Origin of the sequence: uncultured Tenacibaculum sp. (genome assembly GCF_947494125.1) — a bacterium.
Lineage (GTDB): Bacteria > Bacteroidota > Bacteroidia > Flavobacteriales > Flavobacteriaceae > Polaribacter.
The window spans coordinates 12,658-35,304 of the sequence record NZ_CANLTU010000003.1 but is presented as its reverse complement, the minus strand read 5'-3'; the positions used below and the strand labels follow the sequence as shown (position 1 = coordinate 35,304).

22 protein-coding genes are annotated in these 22,647 nt (G+C 29.8%); 5 read left to right on the top strand and 17 right to left on the bottom strand.

Going from position 1 to position 22,647, the window contains the following annotated elements:
* The first annotated feature begins 2 nt into the window (after positions 1–2).
* Complete coding sequence (locus tag Q0881_RS07065) at positions 3–176, top strand: hypothetical protein (RefSeq protein ID WP_299158224.1); 174 nt, start codon at positions 3–5, stop codon at positions 174–176.
* Between the two features lie 83 nt (positions 177–259).
* Here Q0881_RS07065 and nadB read toward each other — a convergent pair whose 3' ends face one another.
* The 17 genes from nadB to nrdG all read right to left on the bottom strand — a co-directional run bounded on the left by nadB (position 260) and on the right by nrdG (position 18,290).
* Entirely contained in the window at positions 260–1,828 is a 1,569-nt protein-coding gene (gene nadB, locus Q0881_RS07060; protein ID WP_299158221.1) for an L-aspartate oxidase, read from the bottom strand.
* Entirely contained in the window at positions 1,829–2,755 is a 927-nt protein-coding gene (gene nadA, locus Q0881_RS07055; RefSeq protein WP_299158218.1) for a quinolinate synthase NadA, read from the bottom strand.
* Positions 2,756–2,927: 172 nt separating this feature from the next.
* Positions 2,928–4,694 (bottom strand): hypothetical protein, encoded by a 1,767-nt coding sequence (locus tag Q0881_RS07050; protein WP_299158215.1) that lies wholly within the window; start codon positions 4,692–4,694, stop codon positions 2,928–2,930.
* A gap of 89 nt (positions 4,695–4,783) precedes the next feature.
* On the bottom strand, positions 4,784–6,112 hold the full coding sequence (locus Q0881_RS07045; RefSeq protein WP_299158212.1) for a cbb3-type cytochrome c oxidase subunit I: 1,329 nt from the start codon (positions 6,110–6,112) through the stop codon (positions 4,784–4,786).
* Positions 6,102–6,530, bottom strand: a complete 429-nt coding sequence (locus tag Q0881_RS07040) for a cytochrome c (protein WP_299158209.1) — start codon at positions 6,528–6,530, stop codon at positions 6,102–6,104. The genes Q0881_RS07045 and Q0881_RS07040 overlap by 11 nt, the downstream gene beginning before the upstream one ends.
* Positions 6,531–6,767, bottom strand: a complete 237-nt coding sequence (locus Q0881_RS07035) for a cytochrome C oxidase subunit IV family protein (protein WP_299158206.1) — start codon at positions 6,765–6,767, stop codon at positions 6,531–6,533.
* 2 nt (positions 6,768–6,769) lie between these two features.
* Complete coding sequence (locus Q0881_RS07030; protein ID WP_299158202.1) at positions 6,770–7,351, bottom strand: cytochrome c oxidase subunit 3; 582 nt, start codon at positions 7,349–7,351, stop codon at positions 6,770–6,772.
* On the bottom strand, positions 7,351–8,325 hold the full coding sequence (locus tag Q0881_RS07025; RefSeq protein WP_299158199.1) for a PAS domain-containing protein: 975 nt from the start codon (positions 8,323–8,325) through the stop codon (positions 7,351–7,353). The genes Q0881_RS07030 and Q0881_RS07025 overlap by 1 nt, the downstream gene beginning before the upstream one ends.
* The gene (locus Q0881_RS07020) at positions 8,326–10,101 is read right to left on the bottom strand and encodes a VWA domain-containing protein (protein ID WP_299158196.1); all 1,776 of its coding nucleotides are present in this window, start codon (positions 10,099–10,101) and stop codon (positions 8,326–8,328) included. It lies immediately after the preceding gene.
* Between the two features lie 105 nt (positions 10,102–10,206).
* Complete coding sequence (locus Q0881_RS07015; protein WP_299158193.1) at positions 10,207–11,019, bottom strand: CbbQ/NirQ/NorQ/GpvN family protein; 813 nt, start codon at positions 11,017–11,019, stop codon at positions 10,207–10,209.
* Between the two features lie 24 nt (positions 11,020–11,043).
* The gene (locus Q0881_RS07010) at positions 11,044–11,778 is read right to left on the bottom strand and encodes an SCO family protein (protein WP_299158190.1); all 735 of its coding nucleotides are present in this window, start codon (positions 11,776–11,778) and stop codon (positions 11,044–11,046) included.
* Positions 11,765–12,544, bottom strand: a complete 780-nt coding sequence (locus Q0881_RS07005) for a formylglycine-generating enzyme family protein (RefSeq protein WP_299158186.1) — start codon at positions 12,542–12,544, stop codon at positions 11,765–11,767. Before Q0881_RS07005 ends, Q0881_RS07010 begins: the two co-directional genes overlap by 14 nt.
* A gap of 11 nt (positions 12,545–12,555) precedes the next feature.
* A complete protein-coding gene (gene nirK, locus Q0881_RS07000) occupies positions 12,556–14,001 on the bottom strand; it encodes a copper-containing nitrite reductase (protein WP_299158183.1) in 1,446 nt (481 codons plus the stop codon).
* Positions 14,002–14,021: 20 nt separating this feature from the next.
* The gene (locus Q0881_RS06995) at positions 14,022–15,356 is read right to left on the bottom strand and encodes a cbb3-type cytochrome c oxidase subunit I (RefSeq protein WP_299158180.1); all 1,335 of its coding nucleotides are present in this window, start codon (positions 15,354–15,356) and stop codon (positions 14,022–14,024) included.
* 13 nt (positions 15,357–15,369) lie between these two features.
* The gene (locus Q0881_RS06990) at positions 15,370–15,846 is read right to left on the bottom strand and encodes a cytochrome c (RefSeq protein WP_299158178.1); all 477 of its coding nucleotides are present in this window, start codon (positions 15,844–15,846) and stop codon (positions 15,370–15,372) included.
* A 208-nt stretch (positions 15,847–16,054) separates the two neighbouring features.
* A complete protein-coding gene (gene nrdD / locus Q0881_RS06985; RefSeq protein WP_299158176.1) occupies positions 16,055–17,836 on the bottom strand; it encodes an anaerobic ribonucleoside-triphosphate reductase in 1,782 nt (593 codons plus the stop codon).
* A gap of 4 nt (positions 17,837–17,840) precedes the next feature.
* A complete protein-coding gene (nrdG, locus tag Q0881_RS06980; RefSeq protein WP_299158174.1) occupies positions 17,841–18,290 on the bottom strand; it encodes an anaerobic ribonucleoside-triphosphate reductase activating protein in 450 nt (149 codons plus the stop codon).
* 206 nt (positions 18,291–18,496) lie between these two features.
* Between nrdG and Q0881_RS06975 the strand changes: the two genes are divergently transcribed.
* The 4 genes from Q0881_RS06975 to Q0881_RS06960 all read left to right on the top strand — a co-directional run bounded on the left by Q0881_RS06975 (position 18,497) and on the right by Q0881_RS06960 (position 22,647).
* The gene (locus Q0881_RS06975; protein WP_366139556.1) at positions 18,497–19,156 is read left to right on the top strand and encodes a TetR/AcrR family transcriptional regulator; all 660 of its coding nucleotides are present in this window, start codon (positions 18,497–18,499) and stop codon (positions 19,154–19,156) included.
* A gap of 3 nt (positions 19,157–19,159) precedes the next feature.
* Positions 19,160–19,489, top strand: a complete 330-nt coding sequence (locus tag Q0881_RS06970; RefSeq protein ID WP_299158172.1) for a hypothetical protein — start codon at positions 19,160–19,162, stop codon at positions 19,487–19,489.
* Positions 19,490–19,631: 142 nt separating this feature from the next.
* Positions 19,632–21,302, top strand: coding sequence for an ATP-binding cassette domain-containing protein (locus tag Q0881_RS06965; protein WP_299158170.1), 1,671 nt, complete (start codon positions 19,632–19,634; stop codon positions 21,300–21,302).
* A complete protein-coding gene (locus Q0881_RS06960) occupies positions 21,295–22,647 on the top strand; it encodes a biotin/lipoyl-binding protein (RefSeq protein WP_299158168.1) in 1,353 nt (450 codons plus the stop codon). The genes Q0881_RS06965 and Q0881_RS06960 overlap by 8 nt, the downstream gene beginning before the upstream one ends.

The following is a 22,647-nucleotide window of genomic DNA, read 5'->3' as shown; positions in this document are numbered from 1 at the left end:
CAATGAAAAATAGAAATATAGAAAATAAAGAAGAAAATATTACAAGAAAGGAGGCTTTAAAGAGACTAGGTAAGTATGGTAAATACACAGCTTTAACAGCTTTAGGTACATATATGATTTTAAATCCACAAAAAGCTCAAGCACAAAGCCCAGAGGATCCAGGGGATGGGTTTTAGTAAACTAAATTAGGGGTTTAGTTTATGAAAAAAGACAGCTGTAATAGCTGTCTTTTTTATGATATTTATAGTAACACTACTAGTTAATGTTCTATAAATTTAAAGTTATCAATATTATAATAACCTCCTTTGTTTTCTTTTCTTAATAACGATTGGCTAATAATTAAATGCGATACATTAATCATATTTCTTAACTCACAAAGTGAAGTATTTATTTTAGAAGTTTTATATAGATCCTCAATTTCATTATAAATAACATTTAACTTTGTAATAGCTTTGGTTAATCGATTGTTGCTTCTTACAATTCCTACGTAATTACGCATTAAAGCTTGCAGTTCATTAAGATTGTGCTGAATTAAAATGTGCTCTTTAGAAATTTGCGTGCCTTTATCGTTCCATTTAGGAATTTCAACTTGAATAGATTTTGTATTATTTTTTGATAAATATTTGAAAATATTATGAGCATATACAAGGGCCTCTAATAAAGAATTAGAAGCTAACCTATTTGCTCCATGGAGCCCCGTTCTTGATACTTCACCACAAGAAAAAAGATTTTTTATAGAAGTTCTTCCATCTTTGTCAACAATAATACCTCCGCATAAATAATGAGAGGCGGGAACAACAGGAATCCAATCTTTAGTAAGATCAATATATAGGCTCTTACATTTTTTATAAATAGTAGGAAAATGGTTTTTAAAATCATTAATATTTAGGTGTGTACAGTCTAAAAACACATGAGAATCTCCTGATTTTTTTAATTCTTTATCAATGCATTGAGAAACAATATCACGAGAAGCTAGTTCAGCACGTTCATCATAATTCAGCATAAATCGATTTCCTTTTTTATCACGTAAATAAGCACCAAAACCTCTAACAGCTTCAGATATTAAAAAAGAGGAGCCTACTTCGGTATCATATAAAGCAGTTGGATGAAATTGAATAAACTCCATATCTTTTATGGCAGCTTTAGCTCTATATGCCATGGCTATTCCATCTCCAGTAGCTATTATAGGATTAGTTGTATGTCCATAAACTCTACCAATACCACCAGAAGCAAGTAAGGTATTTTCTGAGTTTATAGTAATAACAGCATTTGTTTTTTCATTTAATATATAAGCCCCAAAACACGATATACTTTCTGATTTTTGTATGTTTAAATGATGTTCTGTTATTAGATCGATAGCAAAATGATGAGGTAGAAGTGTTACATTCTTTAATTGATGAATGCGTTGTAATAAAGCTCTTTCAACTTCATACCCCGTAATATCTTTATGGTGCACAACTCTGTATTCAGAATGACCACCTTCTTTTCCTAAATCGAAATTTCCTTGAGAATCTAAATCGAAATTCGCTCCCCAAAGAATTAATTCCATAAATCTCTTAGGACCTTCTTTAATAACCATTTCAACAACAGATTCATCGCATAAACCATCGCCAGCAATTAAAGTATCTTCTATATGCTTTTGAAATGAATCTTCTTTTGTATCCAATACAACCGCAACACCACCTTGAGCATATTTAGTGTTAGATTCATCTTCATCTCCTTTGGTAACAATAGTGATTGATTTGTTCGGGAATTTTTCAGCAATTTTAACAGTAAAAGTTAACCCAGCTACACCAGAGCCTATAATTAAATAATTTGTTTTTATCATTTATTTTGAAAGTTCAAGCATACGTTCTATTGGTAGTAGAGCACGTTCACGAATTTCTTTTGAAACCTTTATTTGTGGACGCTCGTTTACTAAACAATCATACAGTTTTTGCATGGTGTTTACTTTCATAAAAGCACATTCACTACATGCACAAGTATTGTCTTCTTTAGCAGGAGCAGGAACTAATTCTGTATTTGGTACTTCTTGTTGCATTTTGTGTAAAATTCCCGCTTCAGTAGCCACAATAAATTTCTGATAGGAATGTGTTTTTACATAGTTTATCATTCCAGAAGTAGAGCCTATATAAGTAGCGGTTTTTAAAATGTGCTCTTCAGATTCTGGATGAGCAATAATTTTATAATCTGGATACTCTTTGTGTAATTTGATAAGCTTTTCAATAGAAAAAGCCTCATGAACTATACAACTACCATCCCATAATAACATATCTCTTCCTGTCTCTTTAATAATATACTTTCCTAAATTTCTATCAGGAGCAAAAATGATAGGAGTATCTTTGGGTATAGATTCTACAATTTTTAAGGCATTAGAAGAGGTACAAACAATATCGGTTAAAGCTTTAACCTCTGCACTACAATTTACATAGGTAATAACAGTATGATTAGGATGTGCCTTAACATATTTTTCAAAAGCCTCTGGCGGACAAGATTCTGCCAAAGAACAGCCTGCTTCTAAATCAGGTAACACAACTGTTTTAGTTGGATTTAAAATTTTTGCAGTCTCAGCCATAAAGTGCACACCCGCAAAAACTATAATATCAGCGTCTGTTTCAGCGGCTTTTTGAGACAAACCTAAACTATCACCAACATAATCAGCAATATCCTGAATTTCTGGTTCTTGATAATAGTGAGCTAAAATAATCGCGTTTTTTTCTTTTTTTAATCGCGCTATATCTTCTTTTAAATTCATCTTGTTTTTATTCTATTTGAGGCGAAATTAGGTTTATACACTATTTAAAAACATGATTTAAATCATAACGGATGGTTAAGTTTAAATACCATATTTTAAGATTTGAAGAGAAATTGATAGGTTAAATAAAAAGGCTGAAGAACTAGAAGTCTTACAGCCTTTTTAACTTAAATTATTTTTCAATTAATAATTGTAGTGTATTTAGTTCTTCTTTACTTTTCTCTAAATCTAATAGCATTTTATGATTATTAAATAACTGCTTATAATATTCTATACCACTCGCTAAATTTTTATTGAATAGTTTAAAATATTTTAGCTGTTTAGGAGAAACTGATTGTGTGCTCTCTTCCAACTTGTTTTTAAAAAAATCGATATAAATATTCAATTCTTTAATGAACATGTTAGGTCTATTTGGGCTTGTAATTTTAACAGATTGATCGTAAATAGCCTTAGTAATTTCCTTAAGACTCATTTTTTTAGAAAAATAAGCAATATTTGGACCTGGGCAAACAGAAACACCTGCGCCTTCGGTTTTTGTATCTAAATTATTAGCTAATAAAGCGGTAGTTCCTAAACCGACACAAGTACAGGTTTTTGCTATAACTTTATTATACGCTATTTGGTGTTCTTCTTTGCTAAGGTTTTGATTATCTAAATCTTTCAGTTTTAAATGTTGGTATTGTCTAGACGCTGTACAGATTCCTTTTTCAGTAAATTCTTTATTTAAAGCAATAAACTTTTTAGGACAAGAACTTCCAGGTCTTCCTTTATAAATGAGTCTTTCTTTTTCTAAATCTTTAGTATTTCCTTTAAGGTTATTAAAAGGAACACCTAAAGGAGATATATCACTTAAATAAACATCTTCTTCTTTAGCATTGATTAGTTTTTCTAAGGTTTCATTATCGATTGTTGTTGCTTCTGGAACCAGTAAAAAAGGACTTCCCCAACCTACAGAATCTACTTGATAATGGTCTAATAAAAATTGATGCTCTTCTGCTGTACCAACACCACCTTGAGCTGAAACTTTAAATTCTAAATTGGTTTGTGGAATTACATATTCTTTTTGTTTTAAAACACTAAAAAGTAATTCTTGAATAGCTTGTCGTAATTCTTCTCTTTTTGTTTTAAATTCTTCTAAAACAGGACCTAATAAATAACCATCGGTAGCAAAAGCATGCCCACCACAATTAAGCCCAGATTCAATACGATATTCTGAAACCCAAATTCCTTTTTTTGCTAAAAATTTTCCTTGTATTAAAGCCGAACGATAATCACTTACCTTTAAAATGATTTTCTTTTTAATATTCCCATTTTTATCAGGGTAAAAATCTTTAAACTGTTCTAAATAGGCATACAATCTCGGGTTCATTCCAGCAGAAAGAACTACTGATGAGTTAACATTACTATTAGCAAAACCTCTCAGAGCAGCATGAGCATCATTATATTCTATAGGTAATTTTTCGTTTTTAATGTAATTATCTTTATCAACTTTGGTCATGATATTTACATCAATAGCCCCCATAGTTAAATTATCTTTAAGCCATTGTTTGGCTTCGTCAAGTGTAAAGTTGTTTTTAGTAAAATTTATAAATTGTTTTTTTAAAGAAGAAACGTTGGAAAGTGTATTAAAATATTCTTTAACACTCTTTTTGGTTTCAGTAATAATACTTTTAAACTCTTCAAATTTATTTTCAGATAAAGTGTTCATTAAATTTAAATACGATGTAATTCTTTTGGCTCTGAAATCTTCCATTTTTTCAGTAATCTCATCGTAAGGAATTTTAAATTCATGGCAGTACATTTTCCTCATTTTCTCTAAAAGGATATCGTCAACCAACGATATTACAGAGTCTATTCCGAATCTAGAAACTTTTAATGGTGAATCTATAGTAAAACCAATTCCCATCACAGGGATGTGGAATGTATGTGTTTTAAGCATGATTTTTATTTTTATAAAATTAAAATGCCGCAATCTATTATTACTTAGCGTTTTGTTGTATGATATTTATCATATAAAAATATTTTCTTTTAATTAATTTTTACTTTTTTGATAAAAGAGATGAATAAAGGAAGAACTATTCTTACAATAGAAGTAACTAATAATAATCCAAAACAAAAGAAAGCTATATAAATATAGTATAGAGAGTCTTGCATTTCAGAGAATTGTATACTTTTAGTAAAATACATCCAATGACTTCTTTTTGTGCCTGCTATAAGTAGTATTATCCAAAATAAGAGTAAAGAGATATTATAGAGTTTAATATTTTTGAGAAGAATTTTTATAGGAAATGCTTTTTTCAATTTTAATCGAGAAGCTATAAAAAATAAGGAAGCTAATAAAATAGATGTATTTATACCAATAGTTGTTCCCATTGAATGTGCTACAGTAATATGAGTTCCGTGAGTGAAAAAATTAATTACAGGTATAGAAAATAATAACGCTAAAACAAGGTTAAGAAATACCCAAAAATCGGCAATCATTAAAAATTTATAGGCAATAGAAAATTCTTCTTTTTTTTGTTGAGTTAACGATTTTTTCCATCCATAAATAATATGTATTAAAAGAATCCACTCAGTCATAGATATACCGTATGCTACATAGCGAATCCAAGGTTGCATAGGTATTATATAAGTATGATGTGCCCAACCAAACATTAAATTGGTTAATCCTAAGAAATAAAAGAAAAATACTTTTTTCCCTCTTGCAAATTTTTCATCTCCTTTAATTTTACACATAATATAAATAGAGATTCCATATACTAACATATTCCAAGAGCCTACAAACGAACCATACGATTTCCACTGTACCGTAATATCTTTTATAAAATGAGCTCTAAATGAAGGAATCATCCAAAAGTGTGCTTCACATAAATGATAAATCATAAACACAATTCCTGTTCCCCACATCCAATAATATACAGGCCAATTTTTTACATTTTTTAAAATGGTTTTGAAATAGTTGATACCAAATAAAATCCACCCTAATAATATAGGAATTGTTAGGATTGGAGAGTACGATAAATATTCTCTACCTTCAGTTTTTCCTGTTAAAAACGAAAAGTATATGGCAATTCCTGTAGCTAAAAATATAGAAAAATGAATCTTGGGTAATATTCTTGAAAATAAAGGCAATTTTTCTTCATGAGTTATATAAAAGTAGATACTTCCTGTTGAAGAAAGTATAATCCAAGATATTACAGTTGTAACATGAAAAGGACGCATTTCATTAAACGGGATAATTGATTTTATAAACTCTGGAAAAATGTATTGTAATGATGCTAATAAACCAAAGAGGATCCCTAAAAATAACGCTGATATTGCTAATATTAAAAAGAGTAAGTATGTTTTATTTTTCATTTTTATATTTTAATTCTACCCAACCATTAACTTTTAAAGCGGCATCGTAATTAGGATAGTATCCTGTACTATCTATAGTTTTTAAGTAAGCTATTATTGCTTCTTTTTCTTGTTCAGTGAAATTAAATTTCGGCATCGATTTTACACCGCTATTTAAAAATGCTTTAATATAATTTGGTCCTTTATTTTTGTTTGAATATATATTGGTTAAATCAGGACCTAAATAACCACCTAAACCATAGGTTTGATGGCAGGACCAACAGTTTTTATCTTGCCATATTTTTTGTCCAACTAATGCTTTTTTTGATAATTTAATTGGTTCTCCATTTTCTTTTGAGGTATATATTAAATAATTATAAAAACAAAAAGTTGTTATTAAAAGACCTATAACTAGTATGTTTTTTTTTGTATCCATCATTTATAAAATGCTTAAAACAAGAACAGTGAAAATGAATAAAAAACAAAGAATGGCTATTTTCCAAAAGGAGTGTGCCTTTTTAAGTTCCATAAACTGAAAGGCGACTCCTAAAAACTTTATTGCAGCTAAGCCTATAATTAAGTATACGAAAAGGCTATTTTCAATAGTAGAAAATAATGTGGATATAATAATTAATAGTAGTAAACTAACCCAAGTAATAATTGTTGATTTATTCATATTTAAAATAATAAATAGATTATAGGAAATAGTAATAACCAAATTAAATCACACATATGCCAAAAAGCAGCACTTGCTTCTACGTCTTCTATTTTTGTTATATTTTTTTCTTTTTTAATTCCAAAGTAGATAGAAATTAAAATGACTAAACCAACTAAAACGTGTATTACATGAAATAAGGTAAGAAGCCAATAAAAACTAAAGAAAGTATTATAACTCATACTTAATCCAGCTTCAATTTTATCGTAATATTCTATACTTTTTAATCCTAAAAACAAAATTCCAAAAAGCATTGTTAACAATAAATATTGTTTTGCCTTTTGCTGCTTTTTATTTTTTAATTCATTTACAGTTACAACCATAAAAAAACCACTTGTTAGTAAAAAAAAGGTATTTAGTACCCCATAAGTTGAATTTAATAAGAGCCTAGAATTATGAAAAATTTCTGGCTCTTGTTTACCATAATATATCATAGCTATTAATGCCATACCAAAAGTAAACAACTCTAAGTAAATTATAATCCACATAAGAATTCCTCCTGGAGGGTAAAAGATGTTTTTATGATTTATAGCAGTTTCTTCCATTAATCCCAATCTAATAAACGTTTTTGACCTTCTAGTTTTTGAATATCTGTAATGTCTTGTGACATTTCAATAACTCCTTTGTACTCTTTGTTTTTATTTCTAATGGCAAAATATCTAATGTGAATAATACGTCCACGGTAGTTAAACCAGAATTCAGCTACATCTTTAGTGCCAGCTCTAAATTCATCAACAATTCGTAACACCATATCTACACTTTTTGGTGGGTGACAAAAACGAACTTCTCTTCCAATAATTCCTTTACTTCTAGGGAAAACTCGATTGTCTCCTCGATTGTAAAAAATCACTTTATCATTTTCATCTACATAGGTTATGTCAATAGGTAAAAAGCGTAATAATAAGTTAACTTGTGTAGGTGTCATATATCCCTCATCATAATGAAAAGTGTTTTCTAAAGAAAAAGATAATTCTCGTTCTGTAAAATCTTGACTTGGGTGAACATAACGATCGTTTTTTGCAGGATAAGGAATAGGTTTCTCTTTTAACATCCATCCCATTTCTTCATCACCTTCATAAAATTCTTTCCAATCTTCTTCTGAAAGTATGTTTATTGCATTAGGAAATAAACGCATATCCTCAATTATTAGTAAACGTTTTACTCCCTCTATTAAATATGGAATATTTTCTATAATTTTTGTTATATTTTTTTCTGAGTTATGAATGTTTAATAAACGGATTTGATCTCTTAAATTATCATGAAATGACCACATTCCTTGACTTGGACCATTCCATCCATGCTTTTCTAAATATGGAAATAATTGATTTTCTTTACGTGCAAATCGTTTTTCAATTGTTGTTAATTGATTAAAGATGTTAAAGTATTTTTGAAAATCTTCAACTACATCTATATCGTATAAGTCTTGTAAAAGATCTTGGATCAGTTGACTTTCTTGGTAATATACTTTTACAGGATGTCCTTCAGGTAGTTTCTCTACTTCTGGTAAAAAAGAATTCATTTATTGTTGGTGTTTTATTCTATCGTATAATTTTACTAATGATTGTAATAATTCTACTGGGTTTGTTAAAATTTGATAATGGTTTTGCCCAAACATTTGTGGCAAGTAGTATTTTGCTTGTGCTTCAATAGCTAATGCATAAGAATTTATTTGTCTTTCGTTTAACTCTCGTAAAGCCTGTTTAATATCATTAATTCCATAGTTACCTTCATAACGATCGTAATCGTTCGGTTTTCCATCAGAAATTAAAATAATCCATTTGTTTTTAGTATTTCGTTTATCTAATAAAGCACCAGAATGGCGTAGGGCAGGACCTATGCGAGTGTAACCACTTGGTTCTATTGCTCCAATTTTATACTTTGCTTTGTTCCAATCTTCATCAAAATCTTTCATTGTTATATAACTAGAATGGTTTCTAGTTTTTGAATGAAAAGAGTTGATAGAAAAATCGATATTGAACTCATCTAATATTTCCCCAAAAAGTATAGAAACTTGTTTTTCTACATCTATTACTTTATTACCAGCAGCATATCCATCACTAGATAAGCTACTATCTAATAATAATAGTATTGATAAATCTTTTTCTTTTTTTCTTTTTGATAAGTATATTTTTTCAGAGGGTGTAAATCCAGATTGAACATCAACAAACAAATCTATAATAGCATCTAAATCAAATTCTTCTCCTTGAGTTTGTTTGCGTTGTTGCTGGTATTTATTGTTAACATTTGTTAGCATTTTGCGTAAACCTAATAGGGTAGAACGATTTTTAGAAATTGCTTTTTTATAATATGCAACATCGGTTTTTAAAATACTCTTTGGGTATACTTTACAGAAATGCTCTTTGTAGTTACGTTTTGCATAATCCCATTCATCATAAGGTATAAAATATCCTTTTTCATTTCTTTCAGCACTTTCAGCAATAGTCGTATTTTCTACAAAATCAGCTTGATATACTGAGTGTGCCGTATCATCTACACGAACCGTGTATTTCATATTTAAGTCTTCTAAAGCATTGGCATGGTCCTCTAAATCATCGTCACCATCCATGTCTCTAAAATTTCCTCCAAACTCATCGGCAGTTTCAACTTTTTCAAATTGATGTTGTAAGACAGCGTCTTCTAACTGCTTTTCATCTACCTGAACAGAAATTATTTCTTCTACTGCCCGAGATTTTAAGGTTGTTTTTGGCTGTTCTTGATTGGCTTTTTTTACTTTATCTGTAAAGTTTTCTAAGGTGTTTTTTGAAGCTTCTTCAGGTGAATTAACCATCCATTTTCCGTAGATAAATGAATAATCTGGTTCTTTATTTTTGGCTGCTTTTTCTTTATAATGAGAAATAAATTTTTGATAATACTTCTCAGTTGTAGGAAATTCTTTAAATAATTGTTCTAATACTCTTAAAGATGTTTTTCTTGCTTTTTCTTGCGATTCGTTTAAAGAATATTCACGGGCTTCTTTCCAGTTTAAGTGTAAGTTTTTCTGAACTGATAAGTATAAAATTCTGAATAAATAAAAAGAAGTGTTTTCCTCAATCGTTTTGAATTCTGTAAGTTTTGATGGTAAAAAAAAGTTATTGTTTTTATAGCCACCTTCTCTTTCAGCATCATAAATTTCAATTGATTTACCTGTAATAGCTCTTGCAAAAATGGTTAAACGAGATTTTACCTCACTTAAGTTAATTGCGTATGCTAAATCTGCTTCTTTCTTTTTACGACGACGCTTAAAGTAATGGGCAAATTTGGTAAATATATATTCATCGGGTTCAAATTCGAACATAGTTTCAGTATTCAGTCATTCTGAACAGCGTTTACAGCGTGAAAAAAGCCATTATAAATGAGAATTTTCTTGCTTTTTTGAATGACAATTAATTAGGTGCTATTATTATATCATTAAATCACATAAATCATTTAGAGCACTTACAACTTCAGTATCATCTGTAAGAGGTTCAACAATTGCTACATGTACGGCTAAACGTTTTGGTAAGCCTGATGCTATTAATTTTGCGGCATCTATTAATAATCGGGTAGATACTGTTTCTGTTAAGCCTAACTCGGTTAAATTTCTAATCTTAGTAGCTATGTTTACTAATTTTTTTGCATCTGCTTCTTGAATAGTGGTTTCATTAACTAAAATTTCTATCTCGTTTTTTGCTTTTGGATACTCAAAGGAAACTGCAACAAATCGTTGCCTTGTTGAAGGTTTTAATTCTTTAAACCCTCGTTGATAGCCAGGATTAAAAGATGCTACTAATGTAAAGTCTTCATGAGCTTTTATAGTTTTTCCCAACTTATCAATAAACAATTCGCGTCGATGATCGGTTAATGAATGAATCGCTACAATTACATCTGGCCGTGCTTCTGCTATTTCATCTAAATATAATATAGCTCCTGTTTTTACCGCGGTAGTTAATGGACCATCTAACCAAATGGTTTCTGCTCCTTTTATAATATACCTACCAATTAAATCGGTAGAAGATGTTTCTTCGTGGCAGCTTACTGTAATTAATTTCTTATTTAGTTTTGAAGCCATGTATTCTATAAACCTAGATTTACCCGTACCTGTTGGTCCTTTTAATAGAAAAGGTAGTTTTTGTTTGTACGAGTGTTCAAATACTTCTATTTCTTTGGCTATGGGTTTATAATATGGAGTTACTGTTGTTGTTTTATTTTTTAAAAACGCTGCTTCCTTCATCATGTATCTTTTTAGGCTTATAATTATTTATTTCTGTACTGTTTCTATAATTTTAGAAACCGTTTCTTTATTGTCTACACCTAAGCCTTCTTGCTGGTGGACCAACTCTCCTTGTGGATTAAATACACTAATTATATTTGAGTGAGAAAAATCTAATGGAGAAATTTGTTTGTATTTTACAGCGAGTACATTGGCAAATTCTCTAACGGATGTTTTTGTTCCTTGTAAAAAAGTCCAATGTTCATCATCCATTAAATTTTCTTTAGCAAAAATTTTCAATCGAGCAGGGGTGTCAGTTTCAGGATCTATACTCACCAATACATAGCGTAAATTTTTATTGTACTTTTTGGGTATTTGCTTTTCTATATTCCTCATATCAGCAACTAATCTTGGGCAAGCAGCTTTACAAGTGGTATAAATCATAACCATTACCAAGGTTTTTCCTTTTAAGTCTTTTAATTTAATAACATTTCCTTCTTCCGTATTCCATTGCGATGTTAAATTAAAAATAGATTCATCTGAAATTTCATTTGACACAACTTTTGAGCTTGTTTTTTGAGAAGAACTTGCTAATGGTTTTAAATCCATTTTACAAACAGCACAACTTCCTTCAATAGTAAAAGTTTTTTCTCCTTCACATTTCATAGGACATTGATATGCTATTTTTGTATTATTTATTGATGTTGTTGCCGTATTTCTCTTGCATGAAACAAAAGCTATTAATAACATTAATACCAATACTGTTATTTTATATTTTTTCATTTTTTATATCTTTTACACAACGAAACCCTAAGTTTCTCATAGTATATTTTGCTTTTAGACTTCCTCGTGTTGCATATCGCATAAAAGCGGCATAATTCATTAAATCTGTGGTTCCAACTGCAGCACTACCGCAAAATAAATTACTATCATTATCTACATCTTTTCGAGATTCTCCCGAAATTAATACTGAATTAAAATCTGATGTCCATTCCCAAACTAAACCATGTAAATCCCATACATTCCAATAATTTTTAAAAGTTGATTGAATGTTATTATTAAAGGTTTTTGGTTTTTCGTACCAGCCTAAAATAAATTCATTATAGTTTTTTAATTTACGTGCGTCTGGAATGTTTTTATTTGCCATTGCAACGTATTCCCATTCATCTATTGAAGGCAAACGTTTACCTTGGCATTCACAATAAGCATTAGCAGCAAACCAACTAATATTGGTTATAGGAGCTTTATTAGATTGGTTATTTCCTATCTCAAAATCTGATTTCCAGTTATTAAGGTAATTACCATCTGCAAATATTTTTTTTATCGTTGATTTTTTCCACTTCGGATTTTTTTTTACAAATTGAATATACTCTTGGTTTGTAACTGGGTATACATCCATTAAAAAATCTGAAACGGTAACTTGCATAGAATCTCTTCCATACAAAGGAATATATGTTCCTCCTTTAATTTTAACCATTTTAGATTGACAGTTTGTATTAACTGTATATCCAAATAGAATACAAAAAGTCAATCTTAAAATAGTTCTCATTGAATTGGAATTTAGTGTGTGCTTTTTACTTCTTGAACCATGGTTACTTTTACATTTGTTTTATTGTTATCCCATGAATTGTATACGTATGTTAATACATCGGCAACTTCTTCATCAGTTAATGTTTGCTTTGTCATAACACTATTGTACAGTTTACCGTTTACAGTAATTTCTCCTGTTTTACCATGTAGAACAACACTAATAGCTCTTTTTACATCAGCATTTAAGTAATCTGATTTTGCTAAAGGAGGAAATGCATTGGGAATACCCTCTCCATTTGCTTGGTGACATGCAAAACATGTTTTTGTATAAATCTGTTTTCCAGAAGCTATTTTTTCAGCTAAAGATTTTTCTCCAGTTTTTACAACTTCTTTTTTATTTCCATCATCTGGCATTTCTTGTAATGTACCTCCTTCTGGATGATAAATTCCTTCTTGTTTTACACCAGAATATAATTTTTTATCTTCTTTTCCTTTTACTTTAAGCATTCCTAAGGCTCCTTTATTAAAGGCTCTAAAAATTGCATGGTCTACTAGTATAAAAGTACCTGGAACATCCACTTTAAAATCTACAATAGCCGCTCCACCTGCTGGAATTGATGTTGTTTGCACATTTGTATTGATTAAATCTCCACCTTCAACATGTACGTTATCGAAAATTTCACCAATTACGTGAAATGAAGAAGTTAAGTTCGGTCCTCCATTACCAACGAATAAACGTACTGTTTCTCCTACATTAGCAGTAATGGCGTTATCTCCAGTTAAGGCTCCAACTTTACCATTGAATACTACATAATCTGCATCTTCATCTACTGCTTTTTTCATATCAAAAGCTTGTAATCCTGGTTCTCCATTTTCTCCTTTTGTATAAAAGTCACCTTGCATGATGTAGTATTCTTTATCAACTTTAGGTAAACCACCTTCTGGTTCTACTAAAATTAAACCATACATACCATTTGCTATGTGCATTCCTACTGGTGCTGTAGCACAGTGGTATACATATAACCCTGGGTTTAAGGTTTTAAAAGAAAATGTTTTTTCATGCCCTGGTGCTACAAAAGAAGATGTTGCTCCACCACCTGGACCAGTAACTGCATGTAAATCTATATTATGTGGCAATTTATTATCTGGATGATTTGATAAAGTAAACTCGACTTCATCTCCAACTCGGGTTCTTATAAAGCTTCCTGGCACTGAGCCTCCAAAAGTCCAATATACATATTCAACACCATCTGTCATTGTCCCTGTTTCTTCAAGGATTTCCATATTAACCAATAATTTTTTGGCTTTTCTGTTTCCTACGGGTGCTGGAACATTTGGAGGCGCTGTTAATTCAGCTTCCATTGTTCCTTTTATGGCAATTTCTGCAGGGTTTATCTCTATTTTTTTGTCACTTTTACAACTAGTAACTAAAGCTGCTATAGCAAATAGTAATATGCCTAATTTTAAATGTTTCATTTTGTTAGTTTTTGTTATGTTTATTTTAATTCTAAAGCTTCGTCTGTAGGTTTACCATGCTTATAAAAGTCAATGATGTATAAAATTATACCAGTAGTAAATAAGGTTGCACATAAGATTAGTACAACAAAATGAATACTTATTTCCTGCTGTACTTTCATGAAATCCATACCAAATTTTCTCTCTAAGTATACTTGTGCTACACCAGCTACACCAAAAGCAACGGTCATACCAATCATACCAATATTCGAAAGCCAAAAAGCCATTCTACCTCTTGTAGATTCATATAATTTTCTACCAGTCATATTAGGTAAGCTATAACTAATAATTGCTAAAACAATCATACCATAAGCTCCCCAAAATGCTAAGTGCCCATGCATTGCAGTTACTAAAGTACCGTGAGTATATAAATTTGTTTGTGGTAAAGTGTGTGCGAATCCTAATAAACCTGCACCGACAAAAGAAACAATGGTAGCGCCTAAAGTCCAATATAGTGCTAGTTTATTTGGATGCTTTTTTTCACCTTTTCTATACATATTTACAGCAAACAATGCCATTGCTAAGAAAGCTAAAGGTTCTAATGCAGAGAATATACCACCTACGATTAACCAAATTTTATTTACACCTATATAATAATAGTGATGTCCTGTTCCAAGTACTCCTGATAAGAATGTTAATCCTACAATTACGTATAGCCATTTTTCAATAACTTCTCTATCAACACCAGTTAATTTGATTAAAAGGAACGATAAAATACCTCCCATAATTAATTCCCAAACTCCTTCTACCCATAAATGTACTACCCACCAACGAAAAAAGGAATCTGTTACCTGACTATCAAATGGTAACATTCCTGGTAAGTATAATAATGCAGCAAATAATAGCCCCATTGATAATACTAAAGCTGTTGTAGTTCTTCTTTTACCTTTAAAAAGTGTAAGTAGTATAAGGCCTAAGAATAATAATACATTTATAACAACTAAGAAGTCTAAGGGTCTAGGTATTTCTAAAAACTTACGACCTTCCCAATAGTTAAAATGATAACCTACAATAGCTGCTACACCTACTAATGCTAAAGAAATTAATTGGACATATGCCAATTTTACACTTACCAATTCTCTTTGAGCTTCTTCTGGTATGATATAATAGGCTGCTCCCATAAAACCAGATAATAACCAAACTACTAATAAATTGGTATGTACAGCTCTAGCTGTGTTAAAAGGAATAAAGTCATGAAAGTTATCAAGACCAACCCTAGCGAACCCCATTACAAATCCGTATACTAATTGTAATACTAACAAGAGCATTGATAATGCAAAAAACCAATACGCTACTTTTTGTGACTTATATTTCATAATGCGCTATAATTTATTCGTTATTTTTTTTAGAAAGAGGTGAAATCTTTCTGTCTACACCTACTACTTCACCAAATCCATTTAAGTCTATATTACCTATCCATTTAAAAAAAGCGACCATATCTTGTGCTTCTTGTTCAGACATGTTATATGCAACCATTTTTCTTCCATTTGGTTGCCATGGAGATGGAGACATTAAAATACTTTTGATGACTTCTTCTCCTTCACCATTGTACCTTTTGTTTAAACGATCAACAACTTTTGTCAATTCTGGAGCATAATAGGCTCCTTCTCCTAACAGTGTATGGCATCCCATGCAATTGTTAGATTCCCAAATTACTTTCCCTCTAATTGCTGATTCTGATAAATCTTCATAATTGGTTTGATCATTACTCTTTGAAAAAGAGTAAATTGTTAACCCAATAAAAATCAGAAACGTAACTAAAGTTCCGCCTAGGAAAAATGTTTTAGCTTGTTTTTTTGATAACATAATTAGTTTTTTGAATTAAAAGATCTTTTTATCTTTTATTTGGTAAAAATATTAACACTATGTATAAAATTTTATGATAAATATCATGTATAAAGCATGTAATCTTGTCTATGAATTGTAAATTAATTAGTTTTTGATAAGGAAAAATCTATGTTATTTTTGTTGGATGTATTGTTTTTTAAGAACATTAATTCTTTCTAATTGCATGCTATTTTTTCTGAATATGATAATGCCTCAAATGGTGTTCGTTTTGGCGTGACGAACTAAAACTCGTAACTCGTTTTAAATACCCAATTACTCTGGTAGCATAATCAATATTTCTAGAATTGCAATTTTCACATGAGTAAGTTGTTTTTTTATCTATATAACTACAATCATTACAAATAGTAATTTTTATGTTGAAACAAAAATAATTACAGCCTGCTACTGCAGTTGCATGCAATAATTTAATAAAACCTTCTTTATTAGGTGCTTCTTCAAGATTTAAGTGTAGTGCAGATCCTCCATCTAAGTATTGTATTGTTTCTTTTCCGTGAAGTATTATTTTATCTAAAGTGTTGGTGTGTTTATCTTCAACAACATAAAAATATGAATTATAACAATCTCTAGTAACAGATAAACCATCTTGTTTATCCCATTTAGCATTTTTTACACCTAAATTTTCTGCAGGAACAAACTCAGTATTAAACATATAACCATATTTCTCTTTTGCTAGTTTATTCTGGGTATAAATTTCTTTTAAATATATATTTACAAAGGCTTTATACTCTTTATTATTACTTACATGAATGCCTTGACTCTCGGCTGCCTCAACCATACCATTAATACCAATAGTTAAAAATTGCTTATCTAAAGAAATAAATCCAGCTTTGTAAACAGGCAACAGCCCAGCTTGTTCGTATTCTTCTATTAATTTTCTATAAGCAACTTGATACTTATGAATCTTATGTATTTCTTCAATAATATTAGCTTTTTTTTGTACCAATCTGTTCATATTTAATGTAATAACATTGATAGAGCCTGTTGCCACACCTCCAGCTCCTAATGAATAACTAAAAGTATTATCACTAATTTCACTTCTTAGTCTGCAACAGGATGCTAAGCTATCTGCATTTTCTGATTGATAAATGAAAAACGAATTTCCCTCACTCAACTCTTGTGCACACATTTCAGTAAATTCTTTATCTACAGGTTTTCCTTCTCTTACTAGCATAGCTGCTGTTACTACAGGAAACGTTAAAATTGCTTTGGTACGCTCTGTATTAAACCATTTCATGAAAAATTTTTGTAGCTTTTTTAATTTATCCCAATTAGGTTTTGACGTATCTGGAAAAATAAAATCTCCAAACATACTTTCAAAATATGCTTTATCATATAAAGAAATATTCCAAAAAACTGATTGATATCCTCTTGCTGCTGCTGGTTGATTAATTGCATATACTACATGTTGTAAATGATTTTCTATTGTTTTGGTATTAGTTTTTAAGTAATTATTTCCATAATCTTTAGTAGCAAAGTAATCGAAATACATTAGAAATTCAACTGTAGCTAGAGCTCCTGCAAATTGTGAACTAATAGCAAAAACCAGATTGACAAATTCTCCGCAAAAACTTTCTAAATGTTGTGGAGCTTTACTTTCTCCTCCTAATTTAGTTAAGCCATCAAATAAAAAAGGATACATACTTATTGAAACACAATAAGGTTTTAATGAAGTTTCGTCATGCACATATATTTCATGAGACTCTATTTGACGTACATATTCTTTAGCCAAATCTTCACCAAAAAGAGAAGCAATTTTACGACTTAAAAGAACTCTATTCACTTGAATATTTATATCCTTATTCAATTCAGCTTCCATTGTTGCTATATTTTTAGAAGTAACATTAGCGTTTGCATCTACCTTTGATCCGTCTGCTGCATTTTCTGAATGTATATATTGATCTATAAAATTGATTTTTTTTGCTACCTGATTTTCTGTAAGCCGTATCATATATTTAATTTTTTATGAATAAATGGTTAAGTTTTTTATTGGTTTTAACTTCTATAAATTTCTGATTGGTATTTTTACTATCCAATCCCCCTAGGTGTTCGTTCCATTTCCCTGTTTTTAGCCAAGTGAGTTGTTTTTTTAACTGAATTGAAACTTTTTCTTGTCCCGTGTACAAACAAGTTTTATATCCTGCTTTCTTTGCTAACTCTAAATTTTCTATTAATTCTGTTTCATGCCATTCTCCCCCCATGAATAAAACACAAGTAGCAATGACTTTATACTTTTTTAATTGCTCTAAGAAATATTGTTTTGTTAGTATACTTCCATTATCTTTTTTCCAAGAAAAAGGGGAGTGGCAACCTTTACATTGAATAGAACACCCTGAAATAGAAAAGCATAAGCTTATTTCTCCTGGTACCTCTTGTAAAACGATTTGAAAATCATAAATATACATCTATTAAAGGATCTTTTAATCTTTTATAAAAATATTAGGATTTTTATAATAAAATGAAAACAAAAAAAAGAGTTATTAATAATGTTATTAACAAGCCTCATTTTACACCTTTAATTAAAAATAGTAGCTTAAAAAAAACTTCTTAAGTAAAACTATTGCATATTAATAGTAATACTATTATGTTTGCTAAGTAAAACATTTTAGTTTTGGAAGTACATATAAAAATAGATCCTAAATTTTACACTAAGAATCCTGAATCATCAGATCTTGGAAAAAAAATCATTTCTAATAGTATAGAAATGATTAATGAGTTGGGATTTGAAGGCTTCACGTTTAAGAAACTAGGTGTAAAAATTGGTTCAAATGAAAGCTCTATTTATCGTTACTTTGAAAGTAAACATGCTTTATTAATTTATCTTATTAATTGGTATTGGAGTTGGATTGAATATAAACTAGTTTTTGCGACATTAAATATTTCGTCTGCTACAGATAGGCTAAGAAATTCAATAGAGTTATTAACCCAAGAGATAAAAAAAGACAATTCATTTTCATTTATTAATGAAGTTTTACTTAGCAAAATCATCATATCTGAATCTTCCAAGGCATATCATACTAAAGATATCGACTTAGAAAATGAAAAAGGATATTATAAAACTTATAAAGAAGTTGTAAAACGTGTTAGTGATATAGTACTAGAAATTAATCCCACTTTTAAGTACCCCAAAATGCTTATTTCTACAGTAATAGAAGGGGCACATCAGCAAAGATATTTTTCAAAACACTTACCATCTTTAACGGATTTTGAAGAAGGAAAAAATAGCATTGTAAAGTTTTATATTGATATAGTTTTTAAAACTATTATTTAAAGAATGTCAGGGTATTGTAATAACATATTATCGGTTTTAAGATTTATTTCTTTTGTTTGTGTATTGTATTCACAGGCTATTCAACCAATTGTTTCATCTTTTATTATAATTGATGAGATAAGTAATGAAATAGTTTGTGTAGATGTTGAAGAGAACTCTAGTGATAATGAAAATCAAGAAAACGAAGAAAAAGAGGAGTTTGAAAAAATAAGTTTTTCAAATTCTTTTTTTGATTCTATAGAGTTTGAACTCAAAATTCTAATTTTAAATAATTCAAAATTATTAAGAGATATTGCTCTTGATACTCATATTCCACCTCCAGAAACCGCTTAGACTCTTCAGTTTATTTCTATTTGATTTATTCTAATATTCGTATTAGAATAGTCCATTTTTTCAAAAAAAACAAAATTAAACCTTCTTATTTTTCAATATAGAAAGATAAGTACAGGAAAAATACTGCCTAAAATTTAACAATATGACAACAAAAAAGATGTCTCCATGGAAACGTTTTATAGGATTACTGCAACTAGATAAAAGAGATATAAAGCAAATTTTTTATTATGCAGTTTTTGCAGGTTTGGTAGCATTATCGTTACCTCTAGGAATACAAGCTATTATTAATTTATTACAAGGTGCGCAAATTACATCGTCTTGGATTGTACTTGTGGTTTTAGTAACTCTAGGTGTTGCTTTTCAGGGAGGATTACAAATTATGCAAATAAGAATTTTAGAAAACATTCAACAGAAAATATTTATGCGTTCTTCTTTTGAATTTGTTTATCGTTTTCCAAAAATTAAATACAGCGAACTACTTAATTATTATCCGCCAGAATTAGCAAACCGTTTTTTTGACACTCTTACTGTACAAAAAGGATTATCAAAAATATTAATAGATTTTCCAGCAGCAGTTTTACAAATTTTATTCGGAATCATTCTTTTATCCTTTTATCATCCATTCTTTATTATTTATGGAATGTTACTAATCCTATTAATATACATAGTATTTAAGTTTACTGCTAAAAAAGGCTTAGAAACCAGTCTTAAAGAATCAAAAAGTAAATATAGAGTTGCACATTGGATTCAAGAAATAGCACGCTCATTGGTAAGTTTTAAGCTATCTGGAGATACGTCTCTTGCTATGAAACGAAATGATAAATTAACTACAGAATATTTGAATGCTAGAGAAAGTCATTTTAAAATACTTTTAATTCAATTTATACAAATGATTGGTTTTAAGGTTTTAGTAACTGCTGGGTTATTAGTTATTGGAGGCTTATTGGTTTTGAATCAGAAAATGAATATTGGACAATTTGTGGCAGCAGAAATTATTATTCTATTAGTTATAAGCTCTGTTGAAAAATTAATAAATGTACTTGAGACCTTTTATGATGTATTAACCTCGCTTGAAAAAATAGGACAAGTTGTAGATAAAGAAATTGAACCACAAGAAGGAGTCGATCCTTTTGAATCTAAAAATGAATTTAAAATAGAACTTGAGAAAGTAAGCTATATAACTCCTGATGGTAAAAAAATATTAAATAATATTAATTTATCCATTACTGAAAAAGCACGTATTTTACTTAATGGCGATTCTGGTTCAGGTAAAACAACACTTTTAAAGTTAATAGCTGGTATTGATTTTCCAACTACAGGCTCTCTTTACGTTAACGATTCTTCAATTAAAGGAATTTTACCTAATCGGTATAGGAGCCATGTTGGTCAAGTTTTACCAGAGCAACAAATTTTTGAAGGAACCATTCTTGAAAACATAACGTTTAATAACCCAAACATTTCTAGAAAACGTTTAAATGAAGTACTACAAAACTTAGGATTACTAGCTTTTATAAAAGAGCAATCTAATGGTTTACAAACTGTTTTGAATCCTCAAGGTCAGCAATTATCTTATAGTATTTCAAAACGTGTTGTATTAGCACGAGCAATTATACATAACCCCAAATTATTAATCCTTAAAGACCCTTTAGAATATTTTGAACCTAAAGAAGCGAGAAATATTATAGACTATTTAACAGATAAAATGCAACCATGGTCTATTGTAATTGTTTCTAGCAATCCGTTTTGGAAAAAGAAATGTTCACAGGCTATAAAATTAACTCAAGGAATTTTAAATATTGAAAATAATGCTTAATATATCTAATAATCAACTTAATAAAAAAATGACACTTGAAGAATTTATGGCTTTTAAAAAAAATTTCAAGCCTCGCCAATTTAAAATTTTCAATAGATTTTTAGCAGCTTTCGCTATAGCTGGTATAATAATTCTTTTTTTACCATGGACGCAAAATGTATCTGGAAATGGATTTGTAACTACGCTTACTCCAGATCAAAGACCACAAAGTATTCAATCTCCTATTCCTGGCCGAATAGAAAAATGGTATGTAAAAGAAGGTGATTTTGTTAAAAAAGGAGATACCATTCTATTTATTTCTGAAATTAAAAATGAATACCAAGATCCTCTACTTATAAATCGAACAAATAAGCAACGTGAAGCAAAAAGTCGATCGGTTATATCGTATCAAGAGAAAATAAAAGCGCTTAACAATCAAGTTTCAGCACTTCAAAATGAACGTGCACTTAAATTATCACAAGCTAAAAATAAGTTAGAACAATCTCGTTTAAAAGTTAAAAGTGATAGTATAGAATTTAAAGCAGCCAAAACCAATATTGAAATTTCAAAACGTCAATATGAACGTACCATTATTTTACAAGCTGAAGGATTGAAAGCAACCAAGGATGTAGAGGAAAAACGTTTAAAGTTACAGGAAACACAAGCTAAATTAATTTCTAAAGAAAATAAGTTATTAATCAGTAGAAACTCTGTGGTTAATGCTCAAATAGAAATTAGTAGAATAGCTGCAAATTATCAAGATAAAATATCTAAATCTCGTAGTAATCGTTTTACTGCGGAATCTAATCAATTTGAAGCAGAGGTTCAAGTGAGTAAACTTGAAAATAAATCGACAAATTATAAAATGCGAAATGCAATGTATTATATAACTGCTCCTCAAGACGGATTTATTAATAAAGCTATACGAGGTGGTTTAGGTGAAACTTTTAAATCTGGAGAAAAATTAGTTGCTATTATGCCGTCAATTTATGATTTAGCAGTTGAAACTTTTGTAAGTCCTATGGATTTACCTTTAATTCATTTAGGGGAAACTGTACGTATTAGGTTTGACGGTTGGCCTGCTATTTTCTTTAGTGGATGGCCAAATGCATCTTATGGAACTTATGGAGGTAAAGTGGTTGCTGTTGAAACTTCTATTAGTGATAATGGTATGTTTAGAATTTTAATTGCTCCTAATAAAGAGGATGTTTCATGGCCAAAAAATATGAGAGTAGGTTCTGGAGCTAATACAATAGCACTTTTAGAAGATGTTCCTATCTGGTATGAGTTATGGAGACAACTTAATGGATTTCCACCAAATTATTACAGCCCTAAAAAGAAACTAACAAAAACCTCTAAAAAATAA